We start from the raw sequence: 20,708 nt of genomic DNA, 5'->3' as shown, positions 1-20,708 counted from the left end.
CTAACCGGCTTCGCGCGCCTGGAGCCGGTTAGTCAGCTCACCAAGGCGCTCACTCACCACCTGGCGTTCGGCGGAGCCGGCCGGCAGTTTCTCCTGAGCCTGGCGCAATTGCCGCTGTGCTGATTTCAGATCGCCCATCAGTACATCGTATTCCGCTCTCGCCCGGTGCACCCCGACAATATTCCGAGCCATACCTTCGGCTTCGGCCAGTCTCAGCCACAGTTGCTCCTGGCTGGGAAGGCGGCGAGTCAGCTCCCTCAGGTAGTCGGCAGCAGCGGCCCCGTTACCATCGGCAATCTCTATGGCCGCCAGCGTGGATGTTATTGGATAGTTTCCGGGGTTGCGCGCCAGTGCCTCCTGCATAAGCGCTCTGGCGTCGGCATATCGTTTCTGGCTGAGCAGCACCTCCGCCAGTGACACCTGGAACGTGATGCGCCCGGGGTTGGCTTTCAGTAATTCCTGCATTAATGGTTCGGCCTTGTCGTAGCGTCGGCTTTCCTGATAAGCCACCGCCAGGCCGTAGCGGATGGCATCGTTGCGCTGGGCGTCTTCCCGAGCCAGGTAGGCCTCGAAGGTTTCTATCGCCGTTTCCGGGGATTCGCTGTAGTGCACCTGCAGGCGACTGCGCACCAGGTGGTATTCCTGGCCATCCTGCACCCGGGTATCAGGGTACTGCTCGGCCCGGTTGCGGGTGTCGGCAACCCGGTTCTGGGTCAGGGGGTGAGTGGAAAGGTATTCCGGCAGGCGATTCCCCTGCAGGCGGTTCTGGCGCATCATGATTTCGAACATCTCGGGCATGCCTCGCGGGTCCATGCCGGCACTGGCCAGGATGTCCATGCCAACCCGGTCGGCTTCCTGTTCGTGAGAGCGGCTGTAGGCCAGCATGTTCTGTACCGCCATGGCCTGGGTGCCGGCAATGGCGGCAATGCCAATGTCTGACTGGGTAACTGCAGATAGCACGATACCGGCGATCATGCCTGCCAGCGTCAGCGGAGCGCTGGTTTCCTGTTGCTGCATTCGGCGGGCAAAGTGGCGCTGGCTGAGGTGGGCCAGTTCGTGGGCCAGGACCGAGGCAAACTGTTGTTCGGTGGCTGCGTTCAGAAACAGGCCCCCATTTACGCCCACGACACCGCCGGGCACCGCGAAGGCGTTGATGGCCGGGCTGTCAATCAGAACCAGCTTCAGGTCGCGGTTATCCAGCGGTGCAGACGGCACCAGACGATAGATGATCGCGCTCAGGTAGTCGTAGACCAGTGGGTCCTGCAGTTGCGGGGCGGAGCGGCGAATGGAGGCCATAACCTGTTGGCCAATATCGGCTTCCATCTGTCCGGAGATCAGGCCGCCGCTACCGCCGATGCTTGGCAGGTCTGACGACTGCGCGCGTGTGGCCGGGCTGGTGACCGCCATGCTGAGGGCCAGAAAAACGATCAGGGCCCAGGGGGAGCGGTGTTGGCCTTCGTTCTGGTACTTCATATGTCTGAGGATGCCTCGAATTCGTGTTGCCGGTTTGACAAGGCGGCAGCCGGCAAGTTCTCCGGAGTATTACCAACTCTTGTGATGCAATAGAGTAACACCAGCGGCATAATGCCTGCCTGATTACTGTATGAAACGTAATGGTAAATGCTGATTATGGCTGACAGAACCCTGGATGCCAGCGGCCTGCGTTGTCCCATGCCGCTGCTGAAAACCAAGCTGGAACTCAACTCCATGACGCCCGGGGAGGAATTGGTGGTTGTCGCCACGGATACCGGCTCACTGAGGGACATACCTGCCTGGCTGGCGTTGTCGGCCCATACGCTTGTCAGCCAATCGGAGAGTAATGGGGAATACCGTTTCGTGATAAAGTGCGGCGGTTAATTTCCGGAGTCATTCATGGTCAGAATTCTGCGCGGTCTAGCCCACAAGTATTTTTCAGACGAAGAAGCCGTCATCCTGTTTTTGCTGCTGGTGACAGGCACTGTCTTTATCATCTGGTTCGGGGCCATGCTGGCACCGGCCATTGCTTCCCTGATTGTCGCGTTCATTCTGCAGGGTCTGGTGTCAAAACTGAACCGGATGGGTGTGCCTGAGCTGATCGCCGTGATTGGCGTGTTTGTGGTGTTCCTGGGCGTGCTGGTGGGTTTTATTTTCGGCCTGTTGCCGTTGATCTGGACCCAGCTGAGTACCCTTGCCGGCGAAGCGCCACGGATCATCCGCGAGCTGCAGTCCTATCTGGAGGTTCTGCCGCAACAATATCCGCATCTGGTTTCTGCTGAATCTGTGAATACCATGTATCAGCAGATCTCGGCCGAAGTAGGGCACCTGACTCAATGGCTGGTGTCTTTCTCGCTGTCCAGCATTCCGGATCTTGTGGCCTTGCTGATCTACATGGTTCTGGTGCCTATCCTGGTGTTTTTCTTCCTGAAAGACCGCCGGGTTCTGGTGAACTCTTTCGCCCGTCTGCTGCCTCCGCAGCGGCCGATGATGGTTCGCATCTGGCATGAAGTAAACCTGCAGTGCGCCAACTATGTCCGTGGCAAGGCGGTGGAGATCCTGATAGTGGGTGGCGTCACCTATGTCGCCTTCAAGTTTCTCGGCATGCCCTATGCGGCATTGCTTTCCCTGTTGGTGGGGCTGAGCGTGGTGATTCCCTACATTGGCGCTGCGGTGGTCACCATTCCGGTGGCCGTAATCGGCCTGTTTGCGTTCGGCTGGGGCAGCCATTTTATCTGGGTCATGGTCATCTACGGCATTATTCAGGCGCTTGATGGCAATGTCCTGGTACCGATTCTGTTCTCGGAAGTGAACAACCTGCACCCGGTGGCGATTATTGTTGCCGTGTTGTTCTTTGGCGGAATCTGGGGCTTGTGGGGCGTGTTTTTTGCGATTCCGCTGGCGACGATGCTGAAAGCGGTCTTCGCCGCCTGGCCGGTGAAAGAGTCGCCTCCGCCACCAGCCATTGCGGAATAGGGCGTTAAAGGGCCTTGACGGCTTCCAGCACCTCGTCGGCGTGCCCTTTTACCTTGACGCCGCGCCATTCCCTGCGCAGCACGCCTTCCTTGTCGATCAGGAAGGTGCTGCGTTCAATGCCAAGGTGCTCCTTGCCATAAAGCTTCTTGAGCTTGATGACGTCGAACAGCTTGCACAGGGATTCGTCCTTGTCGGAAATCAGGTGGAACGGAAAGTCGTATTTTGCCCGGAAGTTATCATGGGCTTTCAGGCCATCCCGCGAGACGCCGAAAATCTCGGTGTCCTCGGCAGCAAAGGCTTCCATTCTGTCCCGGAAGTCCTGGCCCTCGGTGGTGCAGCCCGGTGTATTGTCTTTCGGATAGAAATAAATAACGATGTTCCGGCCTTTCAGGTCGCTCAGGCGAACGGTCTGGTCGCCAGTGGCCTCAGCCTGAAATTCTGGCACGGGTTGATTCAATGCTACGGATGACATGACATCTCCTTTAATTCCCTTGTGTCAGTTCGAGCCCAACATTACCATATCGGTTTTATTCGGACGGAGCTTTTATGATTACGGGTAGCCTTGTCGCACTGGTCACGCCCATGTATCCAAACGGTGATATTCACTGGGAGGATCTGGACAAGCTGGTGGACTTTCATATCGAAAACGGCACCCATGGCATTGTTGCTGTGGGCACCACTGGCGAATCCGCAACCCTGGATCCGGAGGAACATATCCGGACGATCGGGCACATCATAAAACGTGTAAACGGCCGGATTCCCGTTATTGCAGGTACCGGTGGTAACAGTACGCGCGAAGCCATCGAATTGACCACCGAAGCCCACAAACTCGGTGCCGATGCCTGTCTGCTCGTAGTGCCTTACTACAACAAGCCGACCCAGGAAGGCCTGTATCAGCACTTCAAGGCCATCGCGGAAGCGGTACCGGGCATGAGCCAGATTCTCTACAACGTACCGGGGCGCACTGCCTGCGATATGCTCAACGAGACGGTCGTCCGCCTGGCCGATATCCCCAATATCGTTGGTATCAAGGACGCGACCGGGAACATTCCCCGTGGCGCCGAGCTGATCGAAGCCCTGGATGGACGCCTTGCGGTTTACTCCGGTGACGACGCCACGGCGGCAGATCTGATGCTGGCGGGTGCGAAAGGTAATGTTTCGGTAACGGCCAACGTCGCTCCGAAGGCCATGGCTGAGCTTTGTGAAGCCGCCATTGCGGGCAACGAAGACGAAACCCGCCGCTTGAACGAACTGCTGATGCCGCTTAATCGCAAGCTGTTTCTGGAGGCCAACCCGATTCCGGTAAAATGGGCGCTTTACCGCATGGGCATGATCGGTGAGGGTATTCGTCTGCCTCTGACGCCGCTCAGCGAAAAGTTCCACGGCGAGGTGGAAGACGCGCTCAAGGCCTCAGGTGTTCTCTGAGGCCACCGTTACCGTTAACCGGAGTAACCCGATGCAGGTTCCTGCAAGAGCCCGTAAGAAAACCGTTTTGTTCGCTCGACCTGTTTCGGCATTGGTGCTTGCCAGTGCCCTGGCCGGTTGCAGCCTGATCGATGATCGTTCCGAAGGCTATGTCAACGCACCGGAAGGCGAGCCGATTCAGGTGCCTGAAGGCCTCGACAGCTCCCGGCTGAGCGAGACCATGCCGATACGGTCAATCAACACCGCCGATTCCCGCAATCTTTACCCGTCGTCGATTCCCCGTCCGCCGGATATGACATCCGAGATTCTGGACGAAAACTATGTGATTGAAGAGTTGGACGGCCGTATCTGGCTGCTGGTCAATGAGGTGCCAGGACGACTCTGGCCCGTGGTCAGTGCCTGGATGAATGAGAGCGGCCTGGGCATTGCCCATGACAGTCCTCAACTTGGGATTATTCAGAGTGAACTGGCGAACTTCAGCAAGCGCAGCCGTACGCTGCTGGGGCTCGCCGATAATCCGACCGCCACAGAACCCAAGGTGGTGATGCAGGCCCGCCTGGCCCCTGGCATTCGGCGTAAAACCACCGAAATCCGCGTGCGTATTCTGGAGCTGGAGCAAGCTCCGGAAGAGCTTCTGCCCTGGGACAGTAGCACGGTGACCAATGCAACCTTCGAGCAACAACAACGGGTGCTGTTGGCCGAGCTGGGGGATTTCCTCAAACAGCGTGAGGACAACAAATCCTTCTCGCGGGCGGCCTCAGGCATGGTGTCCGAGCCGCTGGTGCGCCTGCAGTCGGAACAGGATGAAGCGGTTGCCATTCGGGTGGAACTGGATTTCGGCCGCACCTGGGCAGAGGTCAATCGGTCCCTGGAGGAAATGGGGCTGCCGGTACTGGATCTGAATCGCAGTGAAGGCTGGTTGCAGGTGGATTTCCGCACGGAAGACGAGCGCAGTCCGGGCTGGTTCTCGTGGTTCAGCGATGCTGAAAAGCCGGTCCACACCCACACAATCCGGATTCAGCCGGGTGCCGACGCCATGAGCGTTACCGCCGAGCAGCACGACAGCTACGAGGGTGAACGCAGTTCAGCAGATCTGCTCACCCAACTCTTTGAACATCTGTATTGATTAACGGGGTGGCCGTGGCCACCGGCCGTTTGGAGAAAGTAATGGAAAAGCGCGAAGAGCTTTATGCCGGCAAGGCAAAATCGGTTTACCGCACGGACGACCCCGAACGGTTTGTTCTGGTATTCCGCGACGATACCTCTGCTTTTGACGGAGAGAAAAAAGAACAGCTGAACCGCAAGGGCATGGTGAACAACAAGTTCAATGCCTTCATCATGGAAAAGCTGGAAGCGGCCGGCGTACCTACCCACTTCGAAGGGCTGCTGTCTGATACCGAGTCCCTGGTCAAGAAGCTCGAGATGATCCCGGTTGAGTGTGTGGTGCGCAACGTGTCTGCGGGCAGTCTGTGCCGTCGCCTTGGCGTGGAAGAGGGTCTGGAGCTGAACCCGCCCACCTTTGAGCTCTTTCTGAAAAACGACGCGCTGCACGATCCGATGGTGAACGAATCCCTGGCAGTCAGCTTTGGCTGGGCCAAGGCCGATGAGCTGGCCCGGATGAAAGAGCTGACCTATAAGGTCAACGACGTACTGAAAAAACTGTTTGACGACGCCGGCATGCTGCTGGTGGACTATAAGCTGGAATTCGGCCGCAGTGGTGGCCAGATCGTTCTGGGTGACGAATTCAGCCCCGATGGCTGTCGTATCTGGGACAAGGAAACCCGCAAGAAGATGGACAAGGATCGCTTCCGCCAGGGCCTTGGTGAAGTGATCGAAACCTATGAAGAAGTCGGTCGTCGTCTCGGCATAAAGTTTGACTGACCGGGCAATACAACCACAAGAAACGGGTGCGTTATGCGTAAACTGATGATTGTTGTAGGTGGCTCACTGGCTTTGGCCGCTCCGCTGGCCAATGCTGATGTACTGGGCGTTGGCGCCAACGTTAGCTATTGGGATTCCGATTTCTCTGGCGAAGTGGTCAACAAGGATTCGGCCGTTGATATTGAAAAGGATCTCAACCTCGACAGCGACAGCAACGCGAACTTCACGGCGTTTTTCGAGCATCCGATTCCGGTGCTGCCGAACGTAAGGTTGAATTACACCAGCATTTCCCAGAGTGGGCGTGGTGAGATCGGGCTGGAAGCGTTTGATGACATACCGGTTGGTGCGGAAGTTAAGTCCGATCTGGATATCGATCAATTGGATGTGACCCTGTATTACGAAGTACTTGATAACTGGGTGAATCTGGATCTGGGCCTGACTGCACGCCGATTTGATGGTGAGCTTGTGCTTCGCGATCAGACTCCGCTTTCCACAAAAGTAAGTGAAACCTCCGTCGACGCCCTCGTCCCTATGGGCTACCTCGCCGCCCGTTTTGACCTGCCGTTAACTGGCGTGTCCGTAGGTGCAGAGGGCAATTTCATCAGCTACAGCGGCGACTCTCTGCACGACTTCAACGCTTATGGCCAGTACGAATTCGCCATGCTGCAGCTGCGGGCGGGCTATCGTCAGATGGCCATCGACTATGAAGATGATGACGACAAACTGGATGTCGAAATGTCCGGACCCTTCGCCAGTGTTGGCGTGGCGTTCTGACCAGGACCGCTAAAAGGCGCCTTCGGGCGCCATTTTTCATGGAGAACAGATCTTGAAAATCCTCGTTACGGGAACCGCCGGCTTTATCGGCTCGCATCTTGCTCACCGTTTGCTCGATCGTGGCGATGAAGTGATTGGCGTGGACAACGTCAACGACTATTACGACGTCAATCTCAAGGAAGCACGCCTGGCCCGGCTGCTGAACAAGCCCGGTTTCACCGAAGTACGACAGGACGTGGCCGACCGCGAGGCCATGGAAGCGGTTTTTCGTGAACACAAGCCCGAGCGGGTAGTGCACCTGGCAGCCCAGGCCGGAGTCCGGTATTCCCTGGAGAACCCTCATGCCTATGTGGATGCCAATCTGGTCGGCTTCATGAACATCCTTGAGGGTTGCCGTCATAACGAGGTCAAGCACCTGGTGTATGCCTCCAGCAGCTCCGTGTACGGGGCCAATGAGACCATGCCATTCTCCGTGCACGATAACGTGGATCATCCGCTGAGCCTGTACGCGGCGTCCAAGAAAGCCAACGAGCTGATGGCCCATACATACAGCCATCTGTACAACCTGCCCACCACCGGGCTGCGGTTCTTTACTGTTTACGGCCCCTGGGGCCGGCCGGATATGGCGCTGTTTATCTTTACCAAAAAGATCCTGGCCGGTGAGCCCATCGACGTGTTTAACCACGGGCATCACAAGCGGGACTTCACCTACATCGACGACATCGTCGAAGGCGTTATCCGCACTCTGGACAACGTAGCCCAGCCGAACCAGGACTGGAGCGGTGCCCAGCCGGATCCGGGCACCAGCAAGGGGCCTTACCGAATCTACAATATCGGCAGTAATAACCCGGTGGAGTTGTCCCGTTTTATCGAGATTATTGAGGAGCGGGTGGGCAAGAAAGCTGAGAAGAATCTGCTGCCGTTGCAACCGGGTGACGTGCCGGCCACCTACGCCAATGTCGATGACCTGATCAACGATGTGGGGTACAAGCCGTCTACCACGGTGGAAGAGGGCATTGCCAACTTCGTGGACTGGTATCGGGATTTTTACAACGCCTGAGCGTCCATCATCGCTTATGAATAAGGCCAGCCGAGACGCTGGCCTTATTTGTTTATGGTCGCTGTTCCGGAAGCCTGAATACCTGTGCTTTCCGGGTAACAGGACATTGGAAAGCCAATTCAACGGCGGTGAGTTGCAGGCCACCCGCAGATGCCGCGCCATACAGCCGGTCTCCCACAATCGGGTGGCCAATGCCGGCCAGGTGTCGACGGATCTGGTGTTTACGGCCGGTTTCGATTCGTACCTGCACGTCCGTTGTGTCTGATTCCTCATCCCGGCTCAGTGTCGTCACGCGGCTGATTGAGTCCTTGCCATCCAGTGGTGTGTCGAGGCGAAGATCATCCGCCATCAGGTTGCCGGCGACCCGCGCCCGGTAGATCTTGGTCATGGCTCGCCCGGCAAACAATTCTGAAAGGGCCGCCGCAGCCTTGCCGTCATGGGCAATCAGCATCAGACCTGCAGCGTCGGCGTCCAGGCGGTGTACCAGAAAGCAGGGTGTGTTCAGTTCAATTTCCGCCAGGCGCAGCAGGCTGCAGTGGTCGCCCCATTGAGACCCTTGTGATAAAAGCCCGTGGGGCTTGAACCAGACACTGTAACGTCCTTTGTTCTCCAGCAGCGTCGGTGTTTCCGGCTTGCGCGCCAACACCTGATCATCGTAGAACAGCTGGATACGGGTGCCGGGTTTCAGTTCCCGCTTGGCCTTGCGTAAACGTACCTGCTTTCCCTTCTGTGTCCACCAGCACGCGCCCTTGGCCATGGCATCCTTGATGCGCTGCTTGGGCAGGCCCGAGGCGCCTGCAAGCGCATCCACAGCCGTCGTGCTCTGGTCTACGGTGACATCAAACTGTTTGCGCATCGGCGTTTTTATCCGGAAGGAGAAGATCCAAGATGATTGCCGGCAATGATACGGAGCGGGAAAAGTATCGACAAGGCGCTTGTACCTCAAGGCACATTGATGACAGTGAGCTCTGAGGGTGTACACTGATGAAAAGCCACCTCAAGGAGATATCGACATGCCAATGATTGGCTGGCTGTTTATACTCGCCGCATTTGCGATGATTGTGGGAAGCCTACTGTTACTCAGAGATGGGGCCAATATGAAAATCCCCAAAGAAAAGCTTGAGAAGATTCGTCAGCGCAAAGCAGAACAGGACGCGAAAGATAAAAAAGAGGGGGATAGCTGGTAGCGCCAGAACCATGAACCAGTCCACGACTTTTGAGTCTGCCCCCGCCTGAACCTTTCGCGACCTAACGATATGTCGCATGATTAGACATCACTGCCCGGATATGGACTAGACGACACCGGATGTCGCCGCTACGAGTGCGCAATTCCTGCAAGAGTTATCCCGTCTTTTTCATCAATGCCGCAACCAGAAGCGCACAGACTGTATCGCCTCGGGAATGGCAGTGATCGCGCCTGAAGAATAAGCCTGAAATCATAAGAAAAAAGGAAAGAACATGATCCAGTTGAGCCGTATTGGATGGGGGCCCGTGTTGCCCATGGTGCTTGTATTATCTGCCTGCGGTGGCGGAAGCGGGGGTGGAGGTAATGATCAGCCTGAAGAGCAGACTGGGCCTCAGTTGAGCTACGACAACAAGAACTTTGCCCAAAAATCAGTATCGATAACCAGAGATAGCGGTGCTGAAGGCTTGATACGCCTCCGCGACGATCTTGCGTTGGGGTGGTCAATTATTGATGAGTACACGTCGGCTATTCAAGATATGTCGGTCCTGGAGCAGGGCACTTACCCATGTGCGGGTGGTGGTAACCTGGAAATCCGCTGGACAGAGACTGAGAACTCCCTGGAGGAGACCACCCGATTCAGCAGATGCGTACTGGATACCCCGACCCATGGCCCTATTATGATCAGTGGCAGCACCATCTACGAAAGCGTCCTGATCGCCGAATCGGAAACCGCTGCCAGTTGGAATAGTTCTTACATGGACGATCTGTCCGGAACAATCCAGCGCACGGGTGAGTCGCTTCGTTTCAGTGGCGCACTTCGTATGAGCGATTATCTGAATGAGAATGGTGGAGTCACGAGCTGGCGCTACGTTCGGGATATCAAACGATACGAGATGATGCTGGGTAAGCGCTACGTCGCCATTGCCGACGCTCAGAACCGGGATTCGGGAACGGATGCAGACTCGGAGTATTCGGTTCGCGCCACCATTGTCGGCTCGGCGATTGGTGGTTACATGAAGCTGGAGACCCCGGATCCGGTGGAGTTTTCCTCCAACCTGGAGTGCCCGGTGTCCGGAATCGTAAAACTGTCCAGCAACGGTGAGGCCGAGGTTCGCTTTGGTAGCAGCGCAGGCGGTACCGCCAAGGCAGTTGCGGTCTGGGTTGATGGTGCCGTTGTCGAGAGTTATGACGATTGCAGTGAAATAGGTGTGGTTCTGTACTTCTGACCGGAGGAGGGCAGGCTTCTCTGGTCTGCCCTCTACGACTGCTAACAGCAAATGCGAGGCACAAAAAAAGCCGCCCAGCAAAGCTGTAAGCGACTTCTTCTGCAGGATTGGTAGGACCACGCGGATTCGAACCGCGGACCTCTACCATGTCAAGGTAGCGCTCTAACCAACTGAGCTATGGTCCTGTCCTGCAACGGGGTGGAAATATACGGATTTCGGGTGCCCTGGTCAACCTCTTTGCCGCGGATTTTTCGCTTTCATCAGGGCCTTGATGGCGCGGCTCAGGGCGTTCCAGCGATTGACCAGAAGCGCGGCAAAAATCAGCGCGCAGCCGGCTATTTGCAGCAGGGTCATGGTTTCGCCGAACCAGGCAACCGCGAAGACAGCAACCCACACCGGTTCCAATACCAGTATCACTACACCGTGGCTGTTCACCGACAGGCTCTGGGCATAGGTCTGCAACAGGAAACGTCCCGCTGTGGCAATCAAGGCACTGGCCAGTACCCAGACATAGAGCATGGGTTCGGGGTTGGTCAGTATGTGAGTCCAACGCTCGCTGATGGCGGACTCCGCCAAGGTCACGGTCCCAACGGTAAGCAGGGCAATGGCCGTCAGCGGCAGTGCCGGTACTTTCTTTTTCTCCACCGTTTTGCCTTGCTTGTCGACCACGATGCGTTGGTTGGCGGCGCGCGTATTGAGCGTGAAGTACAGGGCAAAGATGGTTGCCGCCAGAACGAAATAGAGCTGCCCCGGGTCTGGCCTGAAGCCGTTTTCGAGGGACAAAAGCGCCAGACCGGCCACCGCAATCGGTATCGCCAGCCAGGTGCTCAAAGGCTGCTGTTCGCCAAATACTATGCGGGCAATGATCGGGACAATCACCACGCCCAGGCTGGTCAGAAACGCGCCCTCGCCCATGCTGTCGGTGTGATACAGCCCCATGATCCAGCAGGTCATGGCAATGCCGAACACAAAGCCCACGCCCAGGCTTCGGAGTATCTGGTCCCGGGTAAGCCTTAACAGTGAGGGTAAGGCCAGCAGGGCGAGAAAGGCGCCGGCAATCAGAAAGCGAGCCGCCATGAACATCAGGGGCGGCATCATTAAAACCGCCTCTTTAGACAGCATCCAGCCAATCGCCGCCAGCAGGGTAACGAGTACCAGGTAAAGATCAGATTTGTGGGCGTCAGACATGATTGAACCGGCATCAATAGAAATCAGAGGGCTCAATCTATAGTTTGCGAACTAAAAAAGATAGCAGCGAAAACCGAGGGAGTGGCTCATCCCTGAGCCTTTGCAACAACGATCGATCAGTTGTTGAGTGTGGTGTAGACAAGATTGGACAGACTGGTCTGGCTGGAGTTCGGCACTTCAATGTACTGATCGCCAGAGCCCCAGAACTGCCACCACGCACGCTGATTGTAGGTGCGGCTGGCGAAGTCCACACGCAGGCCGTTCAGGGTGGTGTTGTTCACCACGGGGACAGCGGTGTTGCCGGTCTGGGTATTGATCACGTCGCCATGGTTGGCGCCCTCGCTCATCAGCACCGGGTAGTGGTTGTAATACAACCCGGACGGGCCGTTCTGTCCGCTGACTTTACCGGCCAGGCTGATGCTGTTGGAGCAGGAATCAATACCGCTGGCACTGGTTGCTCCGCAGGCTGAATGGGTGGGAACCACGCCATCGTCGGTGCCATCAATAAAGGGTTTGGTGATACCTCCGTAGGATGAGCCACCGCCAACGAACCGCAGGCGCGGAATGCTGTTGGGGCTGACGGCCAGGTTGCGGGCAACGTTGGTCTGCAGGTCGTTGACCACACCCAGATTATCCGGCTCCGGGTCAATGCCGGTAAAGGCTTTGACTGCCTGTTTCACCGGCCAGTTGTACCAGCTGTCGTTGTAGGCAATGCTCACGGCCAGGTCGGCCAGTTCCGTGCCACCACCGGCACCGGCCATGTCCAGTACTGCCAGGATTTTCAGCGGTTGCAGGCCTTCCGATTGCAGCCAGCGCGCCTGGTTTTCCAGCAGATGGCGGGTTACCAGATCGCCGGTGGAGTGGGTAACAACAACGCAGTAGTCATTACACAGCCCTTGCTGACTGATCTGCCGCAGTTGCTGAAAAGCCTGCTGGGCGATCTGGCCTTCTACCCGGCCATTGCTGGCCCAGTCGATACGGGCTTCGGCCCGGTTCAGCCAGTATTCCCGCCAGTTATCTTCGCCGGCCTGCTGGACTTCCTGGAAGTTGGCCGGTGGATTGGAAAGATCATCCATCATGAAGCCGTGAACCAGAATCACATTGTGGCCGGCCAACTGCGCACTTGCGCCAGTGGCAAACAGGCCGCCAGCCAGCGCTGTCGCGAGGGCGGTTTGCGTCAGGCATCCTCTTCTTTTCATTGTCATTGGTTGCTCCGTTTCTTTCCGATTTATTGTTGTGGTGTTATCAGAACTTGTCCGCCAGCTGCCGTAGCAGGGCAGCCCGTTGTTCTGATTCGGGATTCATCGCCGGCTGGTTTTGGAGGCCGTCCAGATCCGGCGGTGAAAATTCATAGCCTTCCTCGGGACCGAAGGCGTAGTCGGTGCGGTCGCCCGGGGCGGCGGGTAACCGGCGTATCTGCAAATGCCTAAGTTGCAGGGTGCCCTGAATGTCGCGATTGGCTAACACGCTGCCATGGGCTTTCAGGCGAATGACGGCCGAGCTGCTGCCCAGAGACGTTTCCTGTTGCAATTGGGCAAGCGGGGTTTCGCCGCTGTAGAGCTGTGCAGAGAGGGCGTAATAGCCAGACTGTTCCGGGTCGAAGCGCACAGGGATGACGAGGTCGTTCCCAGACACATAGGCGGTTTCCAGACCCTCGAAGCTGCCCAGATCGGGTTCGATGGTCAGTGAAGACACATGTCGAACGGGCTTGCCGTCTACCCGGGCCTCCACAATCAACCGGTACTCGCCGGGGGGATGATCGGAACTGACGGTGCCCTGGTAATAACCGGGGTCTGCATTCTCAAGCTCGGCAGAGGCTACCCGGCCCCGCTCTCCGGCCGTCTCCAGGGTGGCGGACAGAGACTGGCCGAACACCTGACGACCATTCAGTGACGCCACCACCAGAATCGGCTCACCCTGGCTGAAGCGGAATTTGTCCAGCGTCACCACAAAGCGGCCATCACCCTCGAGCGGGAGCACGACCGGGTGGTAGCGGTTGCCCTGGTAAGCCTCTGCCTGAGCTTTGGTCAGCGGCACCGAATAATCCGGGTACCGAATGGTCTGTTGGTATTCCTCTGCAACACTTGCCAGCATGAAGCCCAGCGCATTTTCAGAGGGTGGCTCGGGAACAGGCCCGGCAGGTGTGGCCGGAGCTACGGTATCCTGGTTAGCAACCATTTGGGGCGCGGAAGAGTTGGTGTCTTGCAGCAGGCCCCGGAAGCTGCCCTCGTTCTCGGCAGAGAGCAGCCACACGGTGCCGGCCACACCGGCGGTGATGGCCAGGGTTAGGCTTAATGCCCGGTACGGCATTGTCAGACCCCGTTATTGTTGTTGATGGTTGGGTTAACTTTTAACCATAGGGTCGGATTGTCCTAAACGGCAAAAATTTAGGCCGGAATTGCGGAGGTTTTGTGTCGTTTTGAGAGGCGGTTCTCAAAGTCAGAACCAGCCGCTGTCTTTGATGGCCTCAAAGCCGAAGCGCAGCTGTACCTCATCTCCCACCAGCCCATTTTCCAGGCCGTAGGTCATGCCCCAATCGCTGCGGTTGATGACAGCCTCCGCGCTTATGCCCAGGGTGTAGTCTTCATGGCCGATGGGATACTCCGCGGCCTTGTTCAGGGTGACATTCACATCGACCGGTCGGGTCTGCCCCAGCAAGGTCAGGTCGCCGGTCACTACGCCAGTATTGTCACCGGTTTTTTCAAAGTCACTCACCACAAAGGTAATCTCCGGGTATTTGCTGGCGTCCAGAAAATCGGGCTTGCGGAGGTGGTCGTCCCGTTTATCGTGGTTGGTAAAGACACTGCTGGCTTTGAAAACCAGCTTCCCGGAATTCAGTTCTCCGGTTTCTTCGTTGTATTCAAACTGGCCTTCAATATCCCGGAACATGCCCATCACCGGGGCATAACCGATATGCATGATTTCGAAGCTCATGGAAAAGTGCTCTTCGTCCACTTCGAACTTAGCCGGCTCTGCAGACACGCTGGTAGCGGTGGCCAGCAGGATTGAGGTTGTCAGAGCTTCAGGAAATGACAGTTTCATGATTTTGTCTCCTTTGGTAGAGCCAGCGCACGTCCAGATAAAAGGACCAGGCAAGCAACGCCAGAGCGAGCCCGAGCGTCAGGCTGGCGAACAATGCAGGGGTAATGGGCACAACGGCGACCATCAGTGTGACCACCTGCCAGACACAGATGGTCTTCCGTCGGAAGCTGTCTGGCAGCGGGTTATTCAGCCAGGGCAGCGGCCAACTGGCCAATATGAACAGATAGCGCATCAGGCCCAGGGCAAGTACCCAGCTACCGGCTTTCTCCAGAGCCAGTGTGGCAACGCACAGCCCGAGGATAAAGAGCGCGTCCAGCTCCATATCGAAACGGGCACCGAAGGCGCTATGGCTTCCTGTTGCCCGGGCGATTTTGCCGTCGACACCGTCCAACAACAGAGCGATCAGGCTGATAACCGCATAACTCCAGAGCGCGGGTGAGGCTGCTGAAGAGGAGTGGTCACCGAAGAACGGAGCCCAGCCAACCAGTGCCAGCACCAGAACCGAGCGCAGCAGCGTGGCGCGGTTGGCCCAGCCGAAGTCGGCTCTCCAACGCCAGTGCCGGAGGACAAGGACACTTTGCCCGAGATAGAACGCAAAGGTGATTAACCAGAAGCCGGTTGGCAGATCAAAGGCTTTGGCCAGAAAAAACGAAACGCCAGCCAGGCCCAGCATTCCCAGGATCAGATCACTGATGGGGCTGAAACTTCCTTTCATTGAGGTGCTGGTGGAATCCATACGCCATTGCGTCCGTATAGCCTGTGAGTGGCGTTAGCAAGCTCCCATTCTATGACTATAGTTTGGAGAGACTGCTTTTGCGTACGCGGCCATTCATCAAATGGACTATTCATGGACGTTGAGAACAACACTGCCTTTTGGATTACCGGGTATCAGGAGGCCAGGTTAGGGCCAGTGCCCGAGCCGACATTTCCCGCTGCTGAAACACCGTATGTGATCGTTCGTTCCCGCTATTCCGGCATCAGCCGGGGGACGGAATCCCTCGTCTATAACAACCAGGTTCCTGAAAACGAATACCAGAGAATGCGGGCACCGTTTCAGGAAGGCGAATTTCCGTTTCCGGTGAAATACGGCTATGCCAGTGTAGGAGAGGTTGTGGACGGGCCGGAAGCCCTGCTGGGGCAGAACGTATTCTGCCTCTATCCTCACCAGCAGCGATACGCGGTGCCCGCATCCGCGGTTCTGCCTTTGCCAGCCAAGGTTCCAGCCGAGCGAGCAGTGCTGGCGGCCAACATGGAGACCGCCGTTAATGGAGTCTGGGATGGGCAGCCTGCGGTTGGTGACCGGGTCGCGGTGATTGGTCTTGGCGTAGTGGGCTTGTTGGTGGCCTGGCTGGTCAATCGCATTCCCGGCGTGGAATTGATTGCGGTTGATACCAATGAAGGGCGAAGATCGGTGGCTCAAGCCCTTGGCGTACGGTTCACTACCGAGCCGGACATCCAGAACTGTGACCTGGTATTTCATGCTTCCGGGCACCCCTCGGGGTTGGCCAAAGCCTTGTCGCTGGCGGGGCCGGATGCCCGGGTGGTTGAATTGAGCTGGTATGGAGACACGCCTGTTTCCGTGCCGCTGGGCCACGCGTTTCACCCGAACCGGCTGACTCTGAAATCAAGCCAGGTGGGCCAGCTATCGCCGGAGCGCAGACCGCGCTGGCACCATCGCCGACGCCTGGAACTGGCGCTTTCCCTGCTGTCAGAGCCGGTTCTGGATGCGCTGATCAGTGGAGAGTCGAGCTTTGACCAGCTTCCGAAAGTCGCCAGAGATATCCTGATGCCGGGCGCCGATGCGCTTTGCCACCGAATCGTTTACTAACCAGGGAGAGACTATGTTCAGCCTGACCGTTCGTGATCACATGATGATCGCCCACAGCTTTAACGGTGAGATCTTCGGGCCTGCCCAGGGCGTTCACGGCGCAACCTATGTGGTGGATGTTACTTTCGAGCGCCACGTGCTCGACAACAACGACCTGATTGTCGACATCGGGCAGGCTTCGGCGTTGCTCAAGGACGTGTTGTCGGAATTCAACATGAAGAACCTGGACGATATTCCCCAGTTTGCGGGACGAAACACCACCACAGAGTTCATGGCCAAGGTGGTGTTCGACCGCATGGCGGCGGCCATTCACGCCGGCCGGCTGGGTGAGGACGGAAAAGGCGTAGTCAGCTTGAAAGTGACCCTCAGCGAGTCGCACATCGCATGGGCCAGCTACCATGCCGGCATCTGAACTCTGGTTCGTGGTGCCGGGAGACCCTGGCCAGAACACCGGCGGTTACCGTTATGTTCGGCGCCTGGTCGAGGCATTGGCCAAGGCGGGCATTCCGGTACAGTTAACCGGCCTGGAGGGAATGTTTCCCAAACCGGATGATATTGCCCGGCAGTCGCTGAATCGGTTCCTTGCGGACTTGCCGGACGGAACCCGGGTCGTGCTGGATGGCCTGGCGATGGGCGGCCTGCCTGAGGTTTTACAGCGACACCAGAGCCGGTTGAACCTGATGGCGCTGGTGCATCACCCGCTGGCGGATGAGAACGGCCTGAGTGAGCAGGAGCAAGCCTGGTTCAAGCACTCGGAATCGACGGCATTGACCTGTGTCGGCGCCGTTTTTACCACCAGTCACTACACTGCGGAACGGCTGCAGGCATTCGGGGTGACGCCGGCGCGGGTGACCACTGCCTTGCCCGCTGTCGACGACGCTTTTTTTCAGCAGTCGCCCCGGATTAACCGGCATGATGCCACCAGGCCGATTCACCTGTTGTGTGTCGGTCATCTGTCGCCACGAAAAGCGCAGCATCAGTTGATTCAGGCGCTTGCTCAACTCAAACATCTGGACTGGCGCTTGAGGCTGGTTGGCAGTGCCGGGCGAGCCACGGATTATGCCTCGGGGGTTCGTGCCCTGGTCCGTGAATCCGGGCTGGAAAGCCGCGTTGAGTTTGCTGGCGAGTTGGGAGAAGCAGATGTGCTGAAGGCTTATCAGCAAGCCGATCTGTTTGTGTTTCCCTCGCTTTACGAGGGCTATGGCATGGTCATCGATGAGGCCCTCGCAGCCGGTCTGCCGGTGTTGAGTTCCGACGGTGGCGCGCTGGCTTTGACTGGTGCCAAACCAGGGGTTGAGTTGTATGAAGCGGGCAATGTAGCGGCTCTGGCCACCAGATTGACCCGGCTGATTGCGGAACCGGATGCCGTTGAAGCACTGGTCGCCGGCGTCATGCAGGCCCGGTGCGAGATCCGTCGCTGGTCTGAAACCGCGCAAGATTTCATTGCCGGGCTGGAAAAGGGCAGGCCGCGTAATCCGGTTCAATTTGCCGCGGATTGGCTGGAAGCAAGGGAGCCCGCCGATCACCAGGCCCGTGATGATGGGCTGACGGCCCGACTCGCCGAATGGCTTACCGAACGATATGACTGTCGGGCGTCGGGTAGTAAACCGGGGGCGCCCCTTCACCTTGTGGATCTCGGTACCGGTCGGGGCTCCAATCCCGTCTACCTTAGCCCGAAACTACCGGTACCCCAGCGTTGGACTCTGGTTGAGCCGGACCAAACCCTGGCCGGGATCGCCCTTCAGCGGGTTGAAAAGCTGGATGCACCGGCTGTGCTGGAAACAATGGTCTTGACGAAAGATAACCTCAGTACGGCGTTGCCCGCAGACGCCGACCTGGTGACGTCTTCGGCCTTGGTCGACCTGGTTTCCGAACCCTGGTTGAGCGCCTTGTCTGCAGCGGTGGCCAAACGTCAGTCGGCATTGTTGGTCGTCATCACTTACAGCGGCTATTTTACCCTGGAACCTGCACATCCCTTCGATGACGAACTGCGCGCTCTGGTCAATGCCCATCAACATCGGGAGAAGGGCAGTGGCGCTGCGCTCGGCCCGGACGCCACGGCCTGTTTGAGCCGTCTGATGTCTAACAAGGGCTATCACATCCAAACGGCAGATAGTCCCTGGGTATTGACGGGTGAGCAGGCCAGCCTCGCCGCAATGTTGCTTGAGGGCTGGGCGGAGGCTGCCACAGAACAGCAGCCGGAACAGGCGAACGATATCCAATCCTGGCTCGAAACCCGTCGGCAACAGCTGGATACCGGCGCCCTCGTCATTACCGTGAGCCATACGGATCTGCTGGCATGGCCGAAGCAGGTCTGAACCCGGAGAGGCCGGTCCCCGGCTTTGGGCGAGGGGTGTTTCGCTGGTGCGTCACCTTGCTGCTCCTGGGGATTGTTTTTGTTTTCGTCGACATCGATAGGCTAGCCCAGAGGCTGGCGATGGTTCCGCCAACGATCGTCCTTGCGGTATTGGTGGTCTCGCTGATTCAGATCGCACTGTCGGCCTGGCGCTGGCGGTATACCGCGAACCGGCTCGGTGTAGTCATGGGCTTTGGCTTTGCCTTTCGGGAGTATTACCTGGCCGGGTTTCTGAATCAGGTGCTTCCCGGGGGCGTGATGGGGGACGTAAATCGAGCCTGGCGCCACAGCCGTTCGGCGAAGCGTTTGCAGCAATTAGCGATTGTCCATGCGGTTGTGCTGGAGCGCCTGTCAGGCCAGTTGGTGCTGGTACCGGTTGTACTGATTGCGGTGTCCGGGCTTTGGTGGACCGGGCAGTTAAATAGCCAGGTCGGTGACGCAGGCGTATCCCTGAACCTGGGCTATTGGCTGATTCTGCCCGCGTTGGCCGTGCTCGGGGTTTTGCTGGTCTCTATGACGGGGTTCGGGGCCCGGTTCAGGCGTTATGTCCGACGATTAAGCGGGGATGTGCGTCGGGCTTTTCTGGGTTGTCGGAATGCCCTGGTGCAGGTTGGTACCTCGGTTCTGGTTTTCCTGACCTATATGGCGGTGTTCATGTTGATGGCCACGGGCATGGACTTGTTTGCCGACGGCACACCCTGGCTGTTGGTCGTGGCCCTGTGCCCGCTGCTGCTTTTGGCCATGGTTATGCCGGTAACGGTGTCCGGCTGGGGCGTCAGAGAAGGTGTAGCGGCCATTCTATGGCCATTGGTGGGGTTGCCCGCAGAGCAGGGCGTGGCGCTGAGTGTTGGCTATGGTGCGGCGGTGTTTCTGGTGAGCTTGCCGGGCGCGCTGGCGCTGCTTGTCCGCCGGTAATCAGGGTTTGGCGGTGTCGAACGCCAGATCAAAGAGCATGTCGCTACCAAGGTTAACCAGCTGGGCTTTGGGGCGAAGCGCTTCATCCAGCTGGTCAATCTCCGGCAGGGAGAACGCTGGCCGGCCGCTGCCGATGATCATGGGGGCAACCATCACATGTAAGCGGTCCAGTAATCCCGCCTTCAGGAAAGACGAGACGGTAACGCCTCCGCCCTCGATAAAAATCTTGCGAAGTCCAAAATCCTGTAACACCTGCAGGATACGTTCGGGAGAAGCAGGGGTTTCGTTTTCTGCGGAGCCCAGGCAAGGCACTGTTGTAACCCCGGTCGGATCCAGCGTTTTGGGGCCTGGCTGATAATCGCCGGCAATCAGGTGCAGGGTAGGAGCATCGCCGTCGGTGAACAGGTGGTGGCTGGCAGGCACCCGCTGCCGGCGGTCGATCACGACGCGCACCGGGTTGCGGCCAGAGGTTCGGCGCACGGTCAGGCGCGGATTGTCGGTGCTGGCCGTTCCGGCACCGACCACCACGGCGTCACACAGGGCGCGGATTCGGTGCAGGTGGGTGATGCCGTCGTCACCGTTGATAAACCGGGAGCAACCGGTGACCGTGGCGATCCGTCCATCCAGGCTCTGGCCAAGCTGGCCGATCACCCGGATGTTATTGGTGACGGGCTGGCACAAGGGCAGGAACAACGATAGCAGGTTCCTCGCCTGTTCGGATGCCGGCTGAACGAGTTCCCAGCTTTTGCCGTTGATCTTCACCGCGGGTTGATCAGAACCGGGCATGGGCAGGGTGATATTGCTCCGGTTGATCGCGCTGAGTACCAGATCCCAGGCGTTATCGGTGTCCAGTGCGTCATTTGCCATGTGGTACCTGC

Annotated in this window: 22 protein-coding genes and 1 tRNA gene; 13 read left to right on the top strand and 10 right to left on the bottom strand. The window is 57.9% G+C overall.

The annotated features are described in order from the left end of the window. Positions 1-1,473, bottom strand: a complete 1,473-nt coding sequence (locus ACAM27_RS12470; RefSeq protein ID WP_369612066.1) for a M48 family metalloprotease — start codon at positions 1,471-1,473, stop codon at positions 1-3. Positions 1,474-1,629: 156 nt separating this feature from the next. On the opposite strand from ACAM27_RS12470, the gene ACAM27_RS12465 reads away from it, so the two are divergent. Next, positions 1,630-1,857: a sulfurtransferase TusA family protein gene (locus ACAM27_RS12465; RefSeq protein WP_011785177.1), complete on the top strand. Its 228-nt coding sequence runs from the start codon at positions 1,630-1,632 to the stop codon at positions 1,855-1,857. A gap of 15 nt (positions 1,858-1,872) precedes the next feature. Beyond that, a complete protein-coding gene (locus ACAM27_RS12460; protein ID WP_011785176.1) occupies positions 1,873-2,949 on the top strand; it encodes an AI-2E family transporter in 1,077 nt (358 codons plus the stop codon). A gap of 4 nt (positions 2,950-2,953) precedes the next feature. Here ACAM27_RS12460 and ACAM27_RS12455 read toward each other — a convergent pair whose 3' ends face one another. Then, the gene (locus tag ACAM27_RS12455) at positions 2,954-3,421 is read right to left on the bottom strand and encodes a peroxiredoxin (protein WP_011785175.1); all 468 of its coding nucleotides are present in this window, start codon (positions 3,419-3,421) and stop codon (positions 2,954-2,956) included. Positions 3,422-3,495: 74 nt separating this feature from the next. On the opposite strand from ACAM27_RS12455, the gene dapA reads away from it, so the two are divergent. The 5 genes from dapA to ACAM27_RS12430 are packed head-to-tail and all read left to right on the top strand — an operon-like array spanning position 3,496 to position 8,089. Continuing rightward, positions 3,496-4,374 (top strand): 4-hydroxy-tetrahydrodipicolinate synthase, encoded by an 879-nt coding sequence (gene dapA / locus ACAM27_RS12450; RefSeq protein ID WP_011785174.1) that lies wholly within the window; start codon positions 3,496-3,498, stop codon positions 4,372-4,374. Between the two features lie 31 nt (positions 4,375-4,405). Beyond that, positions 4,406-5,500, top strand: a complete 1,095-nt coding sequence (bamC, locus tag ACAM27_RS12445) for an outer membrane protein assembly factor BamC (RefSeq protein WP_369612065.1) — start codon at positions 4,406-4,408, stop codon at positions 5,498-5,500. Between the two features lie 41 nt (positions 5,501-5,541). Continuing rightward, the gene (purC, locus tag ACAM27_RS12440; protein WP_011785172.1) at positions 5,542-6,255 is read left to right on the top strand and encodes a phosphoribosylaminoimidazolesuccinocarboxamide synthase; all 714 of its coding nucleotides are present in this window, start codon (positions 5,542-5,544) and stop codon (positions 6,253-6,255) included. A gap of 33 nt (positions 6,256-6,288) precedes the next feature. Continuing rightward, positions 6,289-7,029, top strand: a complete 741-nt coding sequence (locus ACAM27_RS12435; protein ID WP_369612064.1) for a TIGR04219 family outer membrane beta-barrel protein — start codon at positions 6,289-6,291, stop codon at positions 7,027-7,029. A gap of 52 nt (positions 7,030-7,081) precedes the next feature. After that, complete coding sequence (locus ACAM27_RS12430; RefSeq protein WP_011785170.1) at positions 7,082-8,089, top strand: NAD-dependent epimerase; 1,008 nt, start codon at positions 7,082-7,084, stop codon at positions 8,087-8,089. A 52-nt stretch (positions 8,090-8,141) separates the two neighbouring features. Here ACAM27_RS12430 and ACAM27_RS12425 read toward each other — a convergent pair whose 3' ends face one another. Beyond that, positions 8,142-8,945 carry an RluA family pseudouridine synthase gene (locus ACAM27_RS12425; RefSeq protein WP_014421275.1) on the bottom strand — a complete coding sequence of 268 codons (804 nt, stop codon included), beginning with the start codon at positions 8,943-8,945 and terminating at the stop codon, positions 8,142-8,144. A 157-nt stretch (positions 8,946-9,102) separates the two neighbouring features. Between ACAM27_RS12425 and ACAM27_RS12420 the strand changes: the two genes are divergently transcribed. Next, on the top strand, positions 9,103-9,276 hold the full coding sequence (locus ACAM27_RS12420; RefSeq protein WP_011785168.1) for a DUF2897 family protein: 174 nt from the start codon (positions 9,103-9,105) through the stop codon (positions 9,274-9,276). A gap of 271 nt (positions 9,277-9,547) precedes the next feature. Beyond that, positions 9,548-10,501, top strand: coding sequence for a hypothetical protein (locus ACAM27_RS12415; protein WP_369612063.1), 954 nt, complete (start codon positions 9,548-9,550; stop codon positions 10,499-10,501). A gap of 108 nt (positions 10,502-10,609) precedes the next feature. On the opposite strand, the gene ACAM27_RS12410 is transcribed toward ACAM27_RS12415, so the two are convergent. From ACAM27_RS12410 to ACAM27_RS12385, 6 genes are all read right to left on the bottom strand, one after another. Next, positions 10,610-10,686, bottom strand: a tRNA-Val gene (locus ACAM27_RS12410). A 43-nt stretch (positions 10,687-10,729) separates the two neighbouring features. After that, the gene (locus ACAM27_RS12405; RefSeq protein WP_369612062.1) at positions 10,730-11,689 is read right to left on the bottom strand and encodes a DMT family transporter; all 960 of its coding nucleotides are present in this window, start codon (positions 11,687-11,689) and stop codon (positions 10,730-10,732) included. A gap of 116 nt (positions 11,690-11,805) precedes the next feature. Further along, positions 11,806-12,894: a hypothetical protein gene (locus ACAM27_RS12400; RefSeq protein ID WP_369612061.1), complete on the bottom strand. Its 1,089-nt coding sequence runs from the start codon at positions 12,892-12,894 to the stop codon at positions 11,806-11,808. Between the two features lie 40 nt (positions 12,895-12,934). After that, a complete protein-coding gene (locus ACAM27_RS12395; protein ID WP_222447988.1) occupies positions 12,935-13,999 on the bottom strand; it encodes a hypothetical protein in 1,065 nt (354 codons plus the stop codon). A gap of 129 nt (positions 14,000-14,128) precedes the next feature. Beyond that, the gene (locus ACAM27_RS12390; RefSeq protein WP_023010028.1) at positions 14,129-14,731 is read right to left on the bottom strand and encodes a YceI family protein; all 603 of its coding nucleotides are present in this window, start codon (positions 14,729-14,731) and stop codon (positions 14,129-14,131) included. Further along, positions 14,712-15,467 (bottom strand): CDP-alcohol phosphatidyltransferase family protein, encoded by a 756-nt coding sequence (locus ACAM27_RS12385; protein WP_369612060.1) that lies wholly within the window; start codon positions 15,465-15,467, stop codon positions 14,712-14,714. Before ACAM27_RS12385 ends, ACAM27_RS12390 begins: the two co-directional genes overlap by 20 nt. Positions 15,468-15,578: 111 nt before the next feature. Here ACAM27_RS12385 and ACAM27_RS12380 point away from each other — a divergent pair, with 111 nt between their 5' ends. Genes ACAM27_RS12380 through ACAM27_RS12365 form a run of 4 tightly spaced genes read left to right on the top strand, consistent with a single transcriptional unit; the run spans position 15,579 to position 19,830 of the window. Beyond that, positions 15,579-16,559 (top strand): zinc-binding alcohol dehydrogenase, encoded by a 981-nt coding sequence (locus ACAM27_RS12380; protein ID WP_369612059.1) that lies wholly within the window; start codon positions 15,579-15,581, stop codon positions 16,557-16,559. Positions 16,560-16,572: 13 nt separating this feature from the next. After that, entirely contained in the window at positions 16,573-16,971 is a 399-nt protein-coding gene (locus ACAM27_RS12375) for a 6-carboxytetrahydropterin synthase (protein ID WP_023010031.1), read from the top strand. Continuing rightward, positions 16,958-18,877 (top strand): glycosyltransferase family 4 protein, encoded by a 1,920-nt coding sequence (locus ACAM27_RS12370; protein ID WP_369612058.1) that lies wholly within the window; start codon positions 16,958-16,960, stop codon positions 18,875-18,877. The genes ACAM27_RS12375 and ACAM27_RS12370 overlap by 14 nt, the downstream gene beginning before the upstream one ends. Continuing rightward, positions 18,859-19,830 carry a lysylphosphatidylglycerol synthase transmembrane domain-containing protein gene (locus tag ACAM27_RS12365; protein ID WP_023010033.1) on the top strand — a complete coding sequence of 324 codons (972 nt, stop codon included), beginning with the start codon at positions 18,859-18,861 and terminating at the stop codon, positions 19,828-19,830. The genes ACAM27_RS12370 and ACAM27_RS12365 overlap by 19 nt, the downstream gene beginning before the upstream one ends. Here the strand turns inward: ACAM27_RS12365 and ACAM27_RS12360 are convergent, their stop codons facing one another. Beyond that, positions 19,831-20,697 (bottom strand): RibD family protein, encoded by an 867-nt coding sequence (locus ACAM27_RS12360; RefSeq protein WP_369612057.1) that lies wholly within the window; start codon positions 20,695-20,697, stop codon positions 19,831-19,833. Positions 20,698-20,708: the final 11 nt, after the last annotated feature.

Source organism: Marinobacter sp. RI1 (genome assembly GCF_041155085.1).
GTDB classification, from domain to species: domain Bacteria; phylum Pseudomonadota; class Gammaproteobacteria; order Pseudomonadales; family Oleiphilaceae; genus Marinobacter; species Marinobacter nauticus.
The sequence above is the reverse complement of the archived record's forward strand: the minus strand, read 5'-3'. Positions and strand labels throughout refer to the sequence as shown.